The sequence below is a fragment of the Streptomyces sp. NBC_01255 genome (assembly GCF_036226445.1).
Classification (GTDB): Bacteria; Actinomycetota; Actinomycetes; order Streptomycetales; family Streptomycetaceae; genus Streptomyces.
Genome location: NZ_CP108474.1, coordinates 3323365 through 3335778 on the forward strand (window position 1 = coordinate 3323365; position 12414 = coordinate 3335778).

Sequence of the window (12414 nt, forward strand, 5' to 3'; positions counted from 1 at the left end):
GCGGTGACTCCCTTGCGGTCAGAGGAGGTTGGGGAGGAGCCGGGTCAGCTGCCCGGAGACGAGGACCCCGAGGGCGACGAGGACCGGGACGGCGGCGACCCAGGTCTGCCGGGTGCCCCAGCGGCGGCGGGCGAGGACGGTGAGGATCGCGGCGGCGAGCAGCGCCTGGACGCCGAGGAAGATCCCGGGCCACACGTCGGACTCGCCCGCGAGCGGCTTCTCGGCGGCGGTGATCCAGCCGGGGCGCAGCGGCCGGGCGGGGCTGGGCTGCGCGTCGCCGATCAGCTTGGCGTCGACGCGGAGCACGTCCTCGGGGGTGTACGCGCCGCCGCTCGCCGTCATCAGCGTGAGGCGTCCTTCCCCCGCGCCGAGGGGGGTGGGGTTCGGGTCGCCGGGGCGGCGGATCGCCGTCACCTCGTACACGGCCTTGCCCTGACCGGTCGTCACCTCGACGCGGGCGCCGGCCGGCAGGCGGTGGACGTCGTTGAACGGGCTGCCGTACCCCCATTGGCGTCCCATGATCACGCTGGCCCCGGCCTGGCCGGGCAGGGCCGTGTCCCGGCGGTGGCCGGGTCCCGACATGAGGACGCCGGAGGTGGTGCCCTCGGCGACGACCTCGCGGATGCCGAGCGCGGGGATGCGGAGGAGGGCGACCGGGGCGCCGAGGGCGAGGGGCTTGCCGTCGTACGTGGACTGGCCCACGGGTGCGGTGCCGAGGGCGAGTTGCTCGCGCAGGTCGTCGTAGGCGGTGGACTGGTCGCGGGCGTGCTGGAGGTGGCCGACCACGGTCAGGTTGGCGGCGAAGCCGATGAGGAGCGCGGCGAGGACGCACAGCGCCGCCCCGGCCAGGGCGAGCCCGGCGCGGGGGGCGGCTGCGGGTGGCGTTGCGGTGGTCACGGGCGCGGGGCCTTCGCCTTGCGACGGCGGTTCTGGAGGACGGCCGCGGCGCCGAGCAGGCAGAGCGCGAGCGAGCCGAGGGCGGCGGACGCGGCGGAGGAGGCGCCGGTGGCGGCGAGGGAGCCGTTGCCGCCGTTGGTGGTGGTGTTGCCGTTGCCGGAGGAACCGGATCCGCCTGTGGAGCCGCTGGTGCCGGATCCGCCGCTCGTACCGGATCCGCCCGAGTCCGATCCGCCGCCGGTACCGGAACCGCCGGACGTACCGTCGCCGGAGCCGCCCGTGGTGCCGCCCGTGGTGTCACCGTCGGCGGTGCCGGTCGGCGACGGCGTACCGGTGCCGGTGGGGCTCGCGGTGCCGCTCGGGGTCTCGGACGGGGTCCCGCTGGGCGTGTCCGTCGGTGTGGGCGTGTCGGTGGGGGTGGGGTCGTCGGTCGGGGTCGGCGTGCCGGTGGGGGTGGGCGTGCCGGTGCCGGTCGGGGTGGGGGTGCCGGTGCCTGTGGGAGTCGGCGTCTGCGTGGGCTCGCCCACCTCCAGGGTGTTCCCGATGAGGCGGGCGGTGAAGGCCTCGGGGTCGGCGGGGGTGAACGTGGCGACCAGTGTCAGGCCGTTGTCGGCGGCCGTGAGGCCGGTGAGAGTGGTCTCGGCCTTTCCGGCGGCGACGGCGACGGTGGTGATGTCGATGAACTCGTCGTTCACGTACTTCTGGAAGGTCACCGATCCGACGGCGTCCCTGGGCTGCACGTCCGCGACGAGCTTGACCTGGCCGCCGACGACGGGCCGCGCGGGGTCGAAGGCGAGATCGATGACCGTGGCCCTCTGGGCGATCGGGGCCCAGGTGTCGCCGGTGACCTCGATCGTCGTGGAGAAGTAGTCCAGGCTGTCGCTACCGCCGGCCGGGCGGCAGTGGAGGCGGAGCTCGTAGCGGCCGTCGAGGGCGTCGGCGGTGCGGAACTTCAGCAGCGCTTCCTTGAGCGTCTGCTCACCCTCGATGGTGAGCGCGCGCGTGAACGGTCCCGAACTGAGCGGCTCACCGTTGGAGACGATGTTCCCGAGGAACTCGAACGCCAGACCGTCAGGGTTGACGACGACGAGCCGGCCCACGACGTACGGGTCGGTGGCCTCCCTCGCGGGGCAGCCACCGGTGGTCGTCACGCCGGTGGCGACCGGGTGAGAGGAGATGCTGCCCGATCCGCCCTGGAGCGTGAAACTCCCGAGCACGGTGAGGGCCTTGGCGGGGACGGCCAGCGCGAGGACGGCGGCGAGGGCGCCGCAGACGAGGGCGAGCGCCGTGAGGAGCGCGACGGGTGAGCGGAGTGGTGCCGGGCGGTTCATGCGGGGTCCCCCGGAGGAGTCGGAATCGGATCGGATGGAGACGGACGACGGGTGTACGGGTACGCCGTGGGGCCGGGCACCCTGGGGTGCCCGGCCGTTGCGCGGTTACGGGAGCGTGGTGATCAGCGCTCGCCCTTGACGGTCGTGGCGCCGCAGGCGGTGCCGAGGGTGCCGAAGCCGTAGTTGGCGATCGTCGTGCCGGCGGCGCAGACCTTGGAGGTCGAGCCGACGAAGGTGGAGGCGATCGTGGCGTTCGTCAGCTTCGCGGTCGGGACGACGTTGTAGACGTCACGGGTGAAGGGGAAGGAGAGGTTGAGCGTCTTGTCGGCGTTGCGGGGCGCGACGGTGCCGACGGAGCCGAGCACGGCGGCGCCGCGGCGGTCCGTGACGACGGCCTTCTCCTGCGCCGTGTACTGGGCGACGGAGTACGGCGCGATGTCACCGGCCGTGTCGAGGACCGTGCCGTCGTTCTCCTGGACACCCTGCTGGACGCAGGCGCCCGGCGTGGTCACACCGATGGAGGAGAGGAAGAACTGACGGGTGCCGGAGTTGGCCTGCGGCAGGATCGGGGTGAGCGCCACACCGTTGAGGGACGTGGTGGTGCACTCGTAGATGCCCTTCAGCTGGACCGCCGTCAGGTCGGACGGCAGGGCGCTGTCGGAGCGCTTCACCCAGGACACCGCGTCCTTGGCGAAGGGGATCCAGGTCAGGTCCGTGGTGCTGGTGTCGACCGGGCCGCGCGAGGAGCGGGCGAAGTCGAGGCAGCCGGAGTTGGTGTCCACGGCGTTGCGCAGGGCGTCGATGCCGGCCGAGGAGCCGTTGGGGCGGTTGATCACACAGCCGGTCGCCTTGGTCTTGATGGTGGCGGAGCCGGTGGCGTCCCAGGAGGCGATGATCTTCTGGTTCACGGCGTTGACGACGACGTTGCCGAGGCCGTTCAGGACGTCCTGGGTCGTGTCGGAGCCGGTACCGGCCAGGGTGCGGTACTGGGTGATCGGGTTGGGGTCGGCCTGCGCGGCGGGGGCGAGGGCGACACCGAGACCGAGGGCGGCCACACCGAGGGCAGCACCGATACGAGCGCGGGACTTGACGTTCACTTCTGATCTCCTCCGTGGAAACGGATGTCATGGAATGGACGTACAAGAAAATCCGGATTGTTTTCCCGGCCGACCCGTCGACCGGCCGGGAACAACAATTCCGTACGGGCGGTTCCAGGAGCCACCACGTTCAGTCGCTCTTCAGGTGACGAATTCCTGTCCTAGGTGAATCCAAGGGAATTCGGCGGCGGCCGGCGAACCCCAGGACGGCCGGTCCCGCGAGGCCGGCGATTCCGCCGACGAGGAGGACTGCGAGAAGGACCCAGCGGATGACGCCGAGCACCTGGGAGGGGGTGCTGCCGGTGTCGGCGAGCTTCTCCCCCGGTGCGCCCCCGGAGCCGTTCCCGCCGCCGCCGGAGGCCGGCGGTGCTGCGGAGGACGGCCGGGTGGTGGCAGCCGCGCTCGTGTCCGTGTTTCCGGCCGTACCGCCGCTCGCGCCCCCGCCGCCCGAGCCCGAGTCGGATCCGGCACCGGAGGCCGAGCCCGAGGCGCCCGTCGTGCCGCCCGACCCGGAGCCCGAGCCGGAGCCCGAGCCCGGCCCCGAGCCGGAGCCCGTCGTCCCGCCGGACGCCGAACCGGACCCTGCGCCCGTTCCGCCGCCTGACCCGGAACCGGAACCCGAGCCGGAGCCCGCACCTCCGGTCGTCGTGCCCGGCCCCGCCGGGACCCCCCGCTCCAGGCGGCCGGCCGCGGCCTCCGCCTGGAGCTTCAGCTTCGCGGGCATCGGCGCGTAGCCGAAGGGCAGCTCACCGGGGGCGGTGCCCTGCTTCTGCCCCGCTCCCGCCGCGTACCGCATCACGCGCGCGTAGTCCTTGCGCGCGTCGGCCGGAAGGCCGGTGGAGGCGGCCGCGTAGGCCACCATCGTCAAGGGGTAGGCACCGCCCTTGGCCCGACCGGGGTCCGGGGCGAGGACCCCGGGCACGGCCGAGTCCTTGAACTGCTCGACGGCCTTGAGCATGGACGAGGTCGTGGGCCGGACGTACGTACCGTCGGCGTTCGGCAGGGCGGCGATCTGGAGTTGGTAGCGGGACGCCGAGGCCGCGTCGGTGATGCCGTAGGCGCGGCGGGAGCCGGGGAGGATGTCGCCGCCGACGAGCTTCAGACCGTTGGTGATCGAGTCGTGGGCCTCCCGGTCCTTGGCGTTGTTGGTCCCTCGCCGGACCGAGCGGGCGGCGTCGTGCATGTCGATCGCGTACGGCGAGCGCTCGGTGATCCCGTACCGGATCTTCAATTCGCCGTTGACGAGTTCCGTCTCGGTGGGATCGGCCTTCGGGAATTCATCGGAACCGTCGGTGACGAGCCCCAGATCCTTGAAGTAGGGGTTGACTTTCATCCCCCAGGGGTCCGGCTTCCCTTCGAGGAAGGCGCGCGCTTCCGCATCGCCCCGCAGATAGTCCCAGACGACCCTCGTCGTGTCCGAACGCTCGGCGGAGAGCAGAATTCCGCCGGGGTAATTCCCGACCGCCTGCACGACCCGCTGGAAATCCGGGTTGAGCTTCTGGAACTCCGGATCCCGGACGATGGACCCCGGGTTCCCCTTCACGTGGTCCGGCGCCGGGGCCGTGTTGCTGAGGAGCCGGATGTCGGACGGATACGAGTACGTGAGCACCTTCGCCAACAGCCGGGCGCTCAGCTTCAGGTCCTTGACGAGACCGATCGCGTCGGCCTCCCAGTAGAGACCCACGGTGAGCGCGTTGACGGCGACCGGTGCGTGCACGAACCCCGCTTTCTCCCCGCCCTCCACGGGCTCGACGGTGAAGGCGAGGCCGGGCGAGGTGGTGGTGGGGTTCAGCAGGTTGCCCCGCGCCAGGTCCTCGCCGCGCTGGGTGAAGGTGAAGCGGGTGGTCCCGTCCGCGCACAGCGCCGCCTGCCAGGAGGTGATCGCGTCCGTGACCAGCTCGGAGCCGGTCATGCGACGCTCCGCCTTGTCGGTCGGGCATGCCTCACGGACCGGCAGGAAGTCGAGCGGGAAGACGATCCGCTGGTTCCAGTTGGTCGTGGAGAGCGGCGAGGTGTGGGGGCGCTGGTTGTTGCCGGTCGAGCCGTCCGGCTCGTGGGAGCCGCGCGGCACGACGACGAGCCAGCAGCCCCTGCCGCGGACGTTCCCACCCGTGCCGACGGGGTCGCCGCAGCCGAGGTGCGGGGCCTCCCGCGTGGACTGGAGGTGGATGGCCGCCTCGCCCGTGCCGTCGGGCTGGGTGGTGACGAAGAACTCCTCGTTCGTGTCGTTGGAGCTGAAGTACGTCCAGTCGGTGGCCTTCGTCGTCGGCGGGCCCGAGACCGGGGTGAAGGGAATGAACGGCTGGGACATCTGCCCCGGGTACTCCGGGCTCGGGATCAGCTCGTCGTACTCCTTCTCCAGCGGGTCGGTGCCGACCACGAGCTCACGCCTGACGATGTGTGTGCCGTAGTCGATGTTGCCCGTGGCCCCGGCGCCGAACTGGCACTGCTCTCGTTTCGGCCCCGCCGGATCGTCCCCCCAGCACTGCATGATCTGGAGGTAGTCGGTGTTCCTGCCCTTCGTCGGCTTCCCGCCCTTCCACGTGACCTTCAGGCCCTGGGCCCGCAGGTTCTCCGTCTGGTGGACGGTCACCTCCAGGCCGGAGAAGTCGTCGTACGGGCCTGCCGTGCCGCGCTTCGTCATCGCCGAGCTCTCCGGCTCGGCGGCGACCGCGACGGTGTCCTGGGGCAGTGGGACCAGGGCGAGCACGACGGCGGCGAGGAGCGCGCCGAGGCCGGCGGTGCGACGTCGGGTGGAGTTCCTCATCGGGTGCCTCCGTCGCGCCGGGCGCGGGCCGCGAGGGCGCGGCCGACGAGCGGGGGTGCGATGACCGTGGCGAGCAGCAGGACGGCGGAGAGCGCCATGAGCAGCCCGCGCAGTCCGGCGCCCGTGTCGGCGGCGAGGGTGACGGGGGTGCCGACGATCATGCCGCCGCCGGAGTCCTGTCCGGTGCCCGTGCCGCCGCCGCCCGTGGCGCCGCCGTCGGAGCCGCCGGTGAGGATCTCGCCCGTGTCGGGGTCGACGGCGGCGCCGCCGGTCCCGCCGGTCGCGGCACCGGAGCCCGTACCGCCGCCGGTCGCGGAGCCCGAGCCGGAGCCGGTGCCCGAACCCGTACCGCCCCCGCCGGTCGAGGACCCGGAGCCCGAGCCCGTACCGGAGCCGCCGGTCCCGCCCGTACCGGAGCCGCCGGTGCCGGAGCCCGTGGCGCCGCCGCCGGTGGAGGAACCCGAGCCGCCGGAGCCCGAGCCCGTACCGGAGCCCCCGTTCCCGTTCCCGTTCCCGCCCGTCGACGTCCCGGAGGTGGAGCCGCCGTTGCTGGAACCGCCGTTGGCGGTCCCTCCCCCGCTCGACCCGCCGTTGTTCACCGGCGTGGCCGTGCCGCGCGCGCCGCCGGTGCCGTCGGCACACTGGGTCGCACCGCGCTTGTCGCAGTCCTTCGGCCTCGGCGCGTTCTTGGCGAGGGTGTTGGTGCCGTCCGCCGAGAAGGTGGGGTTGCGGCAGTCGGAGAGGTCGACGGCGCCGGTGGGCGCCCCGGGTATCCGGCGGACCTGTTCGAAGCCGGCCTGGACGAGGTTCCTCGGCAGCGGCGAGTAGCCGAGCTCCTCGGCCTGCTGCTGGCCCTCGCAGAGGAAGTAGCGGGCGAAGGTGCCGAGCGAGCGGCCCTTCTCCTTGGTGTGCGGGGCGGTCTCCGTGGTGGGGACGACCATGTAGCTGTAGCTGGAGAGCGGGTAGCTGCGCGAGTCCTTCGACCGGTAGACGTCGTCGAGGATCTGGGTCAGGTAGTCGGTCGAGGACTTGTTCTCGTTGATGCGGGCGTCGAGCAGGGCGACGGCGACGCTGGAGGCGGTCGGCTCGACGTAGTACCCGGCGGAGTTGAGGATCTTGGCGACCGGGAAGTGGGCGTTCACGGCGTACGAGTACTCGACGTAGGTGATGGCGCCCTCGCCCTGCGGCTGGCGGACGTGTGCGGAGACTCCGAGCGAGCCGGACTTGGCGACGGCCGTGGCGCCGGGCGCGACGGGGAAGTAGGAGGTCATGCCGCAGGGCGTCTGGCGGCCCGCGCGCCGGCAGTAGTCGTCCCAGACGCCGCCGTGCTCCTTGGCGAGCCAGGTGGTGAACTGGGCGGTGGTGCCCGAGCCGTCGGAGCGCACGACGGGCACGATGCGGCGGGCCGGGAGGGTGAGGCCGGGGTTGTCGGCCTTGATCTCGGGCGCGTTCCACATGGTCAGCTGCCCGGTGAAGATGCGGGCCAGGACGGAGCCGGAGAGGCGCAGGTTGGTGACCTGCCGGCCGCCTATCCGGAGGTTGTACATGAAGGCGGTGCCGCCCGCGACGATCGGCATGTACGCATAGCCGCGGCCCGGCGGTACGTCGGTGGCGCTGCCGTCCTTGAGGCCGTACGGGATCTCGGAGACGGCGAAGTCGACGGTGCCGTTCTTGAACTGCTCGCGGCCCTGGGAGGAGCCGTTGGCGTTGAAGTTGACGGTCAGTCCGATGTTGGCGCCGATGTTGCGGCGCCACTGCTCGACGGCGTTGGAGCTCCAGGTCGAGCCGGAGCCGGTGATCTTGGTGTATCCGGCGGCCTGGGCGGCGGGCGGGCGGACGAGGAGGGCGAGCAGCGCGCACAGGGCGGCGGCGAGCCCCAGGAGGCTGCGGGTGGCGGGGACGGGTCTCACGGCGTACTCCTCGACGGTGCGGGTACGGATCGGCCCGGCCGGGCAGCGCTCCGGGGGGCGGCGGCCTGCCGGGCCGCGTCCTTCCGGGACGCCTCGGCCCTGCGCCGCTCCTGGCGCTTCGTCAGCTGCCCGGGGCCGCGGCCGCCCGCGATCCGGGCGAGGACGAAGAGCAGCAGGACGAGCAGCATGAGGACGGCGGCGGTGCCGAAGCCGCGGGCGATCATGTTCGGTTCGGGTGACTTGACGAGCTCGAAGGTGGCGAGCGGCAGGGAGACCTGGGCGCCGGAGGTCGGCAGCGCGTTCAGCTCGGCGGTGAAGCCGGCGGTCAGCAGCACGGGCGAGGTCTCGCCCACGCCGCGCGCGGTGCCGAGGATGACGGCGGTGGTCAGACCGGAGCGGGCGGTCGGCAGGACGACGTGCCAGACCGTGCGCCAGCGCGAGGACCCCATGGCGTACGAGGCCTCCCGCAGCGTGCCGGGGACCAGCCGGATGACGACGTCGGCGGCGCGGATGATGATCGGGAGCATCATCACGGAGAGGGCGAGCGAGGCGGCGAAGCCGGACCGCTCCGTGCCCAGGGCCAGGATGACGGTCGCGTAGATGAAGAGGCCCGCGACGATCGACGGCAGCGCCGTCATGGCCTCGACGATCGTGCGGACGAGCCGCGCGAAGGGGCCGGGCACCTCGTTGAGGAAGACCGCGCAGACGATCCCGGAGGGCACGGTGAGCGCGAGGGCGATGCCGACCTGTTCGAGGGTGCCGACGACGGCGTGCAGGATGCCGCCGACGTCGAGCGGTTCGAGGGGGCCGGCGAGGCTCATGTCCTCGGTGAAGAAGTTGAGGTGGACGAGGGCCTCGCGGCCCTCCCACAGGGTGAAGGCGACGACGAAGACGAGGACGGCGAGGAGCACGAGCCCCAGGCTGCGCACGACGACCCCGGCGATCCGGTCGCGGACGGCGGGCCCGTCCTCGTCGAAGGAGACGAGGAGCGCGTACAGCCCGAGGAAGAGGACGTACGCGACGAGGACGAAGCCGACGGCGCCGCTGAAGGGCAGCAGGCGGGCGAAGAGCAGCCAGGTGAGGGCGAGCGAGGCGGCCGCGGCGCCGAGCACGGCGTACACGTCGGTGGAGCGCAGGCTGCCGGTGGAGCGCCGCCGCTCGGGTCCGGGCGCGGAGGAGGACGACGGCGGGGGCGGCACGGCGGGCGGGCTCACCGGGGGCCGCTCGGGGGCGATGGTCATGTTCTTGTCCCCTTACGCGTCGCTGGTGGCGCCGGAGCGGCTGCGGGCGACGATGGACGAGGCGGCGAAGTTGACGATCAGGGTCATGACGAAGAGCGCGAAGCCGGCGGCCATGAGCGCGGACATGCCGAAGGGGGTGGCCTCGCCGTAGCGCAGGGCGATGAGGGAGGACACCGAGCTCGTGCCGGTCTGCAGGACGTGCCACTGGATGGTGAAGACCTGCGAGATGACCATGTAGACGGCGATGGTCTCGCCGAGGGCCCGGCCGAGGCCGAGCATGGTGCCGCCGATCATGCCGCCCCTGCCGAAGGGCAGGACGACGCTGCGGATCATGCCCCAGCGGGTGGCGCCGAGCGCGTAGGCGCCCTCGCGTTCGCCGGCCGGCGCCTGGGAGAAGACCTCGCGCATGATCGAGCAGATGATCGGCGCGACCATCATCGCGACGACGAGGCCGGCGACGAAGGTGGACGAGGTGTAGACGGTGGGCGGGGCGAGCGGGTCGTCGGGGTCGGCGCCGTCGACCCGGAGGAACGGGATCCAGCCCAGGTAGGCGGAGATCCAGCGGGCGATCGGGAGGATCGACTCCTCCAGCCAGAAGACGCCCCACAGGCCGTAGACGACGGAGGGCACGGCGGCCATGAGGTCGACGGTGGAGACGAGCGTGCGGCGCAGGCGGGGCGCGGCGTACTCGGAGATGTAGAGCGCGGCGCCGGTGGCGAGCGGGACGGCGACGACGATCGCGACGAGGGCGATGAGGATCGTGCCGAGGAGGACGGCGGCGATGCCGAAGCGGCCGGCGTCGGGCTCCCAGCTCTCGGTGCTGAGGAAGGAGAATCCGGCGCGGTCGAGGGCCTGCCAGGCGCGCAGGAGCAGGAAGCCGCCGACGAGGAGCATGACCGCGAGGACGAGGCCGCCGCCGGTGCGGGCGACGGTGCGGAAGACCCGGTCGGGAAGGCCGGGGTCGGCGTGGAGCCGTCGCGGCGTGTCGGGCGGCGGGTCCGCCGGTGTGCCGGCCGGCGGTCCGGGCAGCGGGTCAAGGGTCTCGGTGGTCACGGGAAGGACGTAAGTCCCGCCTGGTTGACGTGTGCGCCACGAGACGTGAACGAGGGGCGTGCGCGGGGCAACTTCCGTTCACCACAAGACAGTTGTCGTCCATCGCTCGCCTTCGGCGGCGAGCAGGGTCCGGAAGCGCTGGTACGCGGTACGACATGTGGAGTGCCGCTCGTAGGAACGCCCGGAGAGGGCGGTGGTCCGCCCCTCGGCGTCGCGCAGCAGCCAGACCCAGCCGTTGCCGCCGGCGGTGTGCTGCACCCCGCCGGCCATGGCGGCGTGTCCGGCGCACAGGGCCAGGAAGGCGTCCCTGCATTCGTCGTGGTCGTCGTAGCAGCCCCCCGACCGCGCGACGACCCGTCCGTTCTGGGCGACGAGTCGCCATCCGTACCGCCCGTCGGTCGTTAAGTCGACCAGACAGCGCGTCGTGGACACACCGGTGTCCTTGGTCATCGCCCCCACCCCCACAGTCTCGGCAAGCGCAATCTATTGAGACGGGGGTGAAAGTTGGGTGCTAAACGAATTGCCGGTGGCACGCTTCACCGGACCGTTGCCCCTTGGACACCGGCGACGTGGGCACCCGCCCCGGGGCCGGGGCGGGGCCGGTCGGGGCGGGCTGGGTGGGGCGGCCGGTCGCGAGGAGGATCAGCCCGTGGCGAGGAGGATCAGCCCGTCGCGAGGAGGATCACGAGCAGCAGCAGCCCGGCGACCGCGGGGGCGATGATCTCGTACGCCCAGCGCACCTGCGGCTCGCCCTGCGCGCCCGGGTCGCCGGCGTGGAGCGCGGCGAGCTCGCGCAGATCGGCGACGGTCTGGTCGCCGGGCGCGCTCCGGGACGCGTGGTCCCGTACGTCGGCGGTGACGGAGGTACGGCCGTGGGGGTCGTCCTGCGAGGCGCGGGCGGCACGCCGCGCCGCGGTCTTCCGCTTCCGCAGCGAGACGGGGACGGCCCACAGCTGGTACTTGGCGCCCTCCTGCGTGAAGACCTCGGTGGAGTAGCCGGCGCGGAGGTCGGCGACGGAGGCCCAGGGCAGCGTGATCGACCGGAACGGGTTGCGGATGCGGAGCCGCCGGTCGTTGGCGTACACGGCGGGCCGGATCGTGAAGGCGACGATCAGCGGGACGGCGAGGACGACCCCCGCGAGCGCGAGCCAGGGAGTCCGGCCCTCGCCCCGGATCAGCGCGTCGCCGCTGAAGAGGACCGCGAGGATCAGCAGGAACACACCGCTCGCGATGCCGAGGGGCGAGCGGAAGACGCGGTCGGCGAACTGCTGCCCGGCCTCCGGCTTCGGCTCGTTGCCTGCCTCGGGGGTCGGCTCAGGGGTCGGCTCGGGGGTCGGCTCCGGGGTCGTCATGCCGCCGATTCTGCCTCAGCGGGCCGGTGAGGGCTCAGGCGGCCCGCGTGGCCACGAGATCCGCGTACAGAATGATGTTGTCGGGCCGGTGGCCGTCGACCAGCTCTCCGCCACAGGTGACGAGGCGCAGCTCGGGGCGCGTGGTGTCGCCGTACACCTTGGCCGTCGGGAAGGTCTTCTTGTCGACCTGCTCCAGCTCCCTGACCCGGAACACGGCGACCTTGCCGTCCGCCCGGGTCACGGCGATCTCGTCGCCCACCCGGACCCGCGAGACGTTCTTCAGGACGGCGGGGCCGCGGGCGGTGTCGAAATGGCCGATGAGGACGGCGGGGCCGGTCTCGCCGGGCGTGACGCCCTTGTCGTACCAGCCGATGCGGTCGGCGTCCGCGACCGAGGGCACCTCGACGGTGCCGTCGGCGGCGAGGCCCAGTTCCAGGACGGGGCCGGTGTCCACGCCCGCGCTGGGCACCTGGACGCGGACGGGCAGCGAGCGGGCCAGCGGCCGGACGGGGGCGGTGCTCGCCGTCGGCGCGGGCGCGGTGGCCTCGGCGACGCGCGCGGGCGGGGTGGCGGCGGTGGGCGCGGCCCCGGCCGAGCAGCCGACGAGCCCGGTGAGGGCGGCCACGACGAGGAGGGCCGCGGTGGTACGAGAACGGGGACGGGCGCTCACGGGACGACTCCGGACGGGGTGTGACCGGCCGCCGCACGGGTGCGACGGCCGGTCTGGGGTGAGGTGCTCCTGCTCGGGTCAAGGGCGAGGAGACAA

General features: G+C 72.8%; 10 protein-coding genes. All 10 read right to left on the bottom strand.

Annotated elements, in window-relative coordinates; translation table 11 throughout:
* Positions 1-18: 18 nt before the first annotated feature.
* Complete coding sequence (locus OG357_RS14420) at positions 19-897, bottom strand: sortase (protein ID WP_329621537.1); 879 nt, start codon at positions 895-897, stop codon at positions 19-21.
* Positions 894-2228, bottom strand: a complete 1335-nt coding sequence (locus OG357_RS14425) for a hypothetical protein (protein WP_329621538.1) — start codon at positions 2226-2228, stop codon at positions 894-896. Before OG357_RS14425 ends, OG357_RS14420 begins: the two co-directional genes overlap by 4 nt.
* A gap of 122 nt (positions 2229-2350) precedes the next feature.
* Positions 2351-3325, bottom strand: a complete 975-nt coding sequence (locus tag OG357_RS14430; RefSeq protein ID WP_329621539.1) for a substrate-binding domain-containing protein — start codon at positions 3323-3325, stop codon at positions 2351-2353.
* 130 nt (positions 3326-3455) lie between these two features.
* Complete coding sequence (locus tag OG357_RS14435; RefSeq protein WP_329621540.1) at positions 3456-6092, bottom strand: hypothetical protein; 2637 nt, start codon at positions 6090-6092, stop codon at positions 3456-3458.
* Positions 6089-8002 carry a phosphate ABC transporter substrate-binding protein PstS gene (pstS, locus tag OG357_RS14440; RefSeq protein WP_329621541.1) on the bottom strand — a complete coding sequence of 638 codons (1914 nt, stop codon included), beginning with the start codon at positions 8000-8002 and terminating at the stop codon, positions 6089-6091. The genes OG357_RS14435 and pstS overlap by 4 nt, the downstream gene beginning before the upstream one ends.
* Positions 7999-9243, bottom strand: a complete 1245-nt coding sequence (pstA, locus tag OG357_RS14445) for a phosphate ABC transporter permease PstA (RefSeq protein WP_329621542.1) — start codon at positions 9241-9243, stop codon at positions 7999-8001. The genes pstS and pstA overlap by 4 nt, the downstream gene beginning before the upstream one ends.
* 12 nt (positions 9244-9255) lie before the next feature.
* The gene (pstC, locus tag OG357_RS14450; RefSeq protein ID WP_329621543.1) at positions 9256-10296 is read right to left on the bottom strand and encodes a phosphate ABC transporter permease subunit PstC; all 1041 of its coding nucleotides are present in this window, start codon (positions 10294-10296) and stop codon (positions 9256-9258) included.
* 78 nt (positions 10297-10374) lie between these two features.
* Positions 10375-10746 (bottom strand): DUF1508 domain-containing protein, encoded by a 372-nt coding sequence (locus OG357_RS14455; protein WP_329621544.1) that lies wholly within the window; start codon positions 10744-10746, stop codon positions 10375-10377.
* 212 nt (positions 10747-10958) lie between these two features.
* On the bottom strand, positions 10959-11648 hold the full coding sequence (locus OG357_RS14460; RefSeq protein ID WP_329621545.1) for a PH domain-containing protein: 690 nt from the start codon (positions 11646-11648) through the stop codon (positions 10959-10961).
* 34 nt (positions 11649-11682) lie between these two features.
* The gene (locus OG357_RS14465; RefSeq protein WP_329621546.1) at positions 11683-12318 is read right to left on the bottom strand and encodes a class F sortase; all 636 of its coding nucleotides are present in this window, start codon (positions 12316-12318) and stop codon (positions 11683-11685) included.
* Positions 12319-12414: the final 96 nt, after the last annotated feature.

Excerpts from the sequence above, each read along its gene's own strand:
- OG357_RS14425 (WP_329621538.1), bottom strand. The coding sequence starts at position 2,228 with ATGAACCGCCCGGCACCACTCCGCTCACCCGTCGCGCTCCTCACGGCG.
- OG357_RS14435 (WP_329621540.1), bottom strand. The coding sequence starts at position 6,092 with ATGAGGAACTCCACCCGACGTCGCACCGCCGGCCTCGGCGCGCTCCTC.
- pstA (WP_329621542.1), bottom strand. The coding sequence starts at position 9,243 with ATGACCATCGCCCCCGAGCGGCCCCCGGTGAGCCCGCCCGCCGTGCCG.
- OG357_RS14455 (WP_329621544.1), bottom strand. The coding sequence starts at position 10,746 with ATGACCAAGGACACCGGTGTGTCCACGACGCGCTGTCTGGTCGACTTA.
- OG357_RS14460 (WP_329621545.1), bottom strand. The coding sequence starts at position 11,648 with ATGACGACCCCGGAGCCGACCCCCGAGCCGACCCCTGAGCCGACCCCC.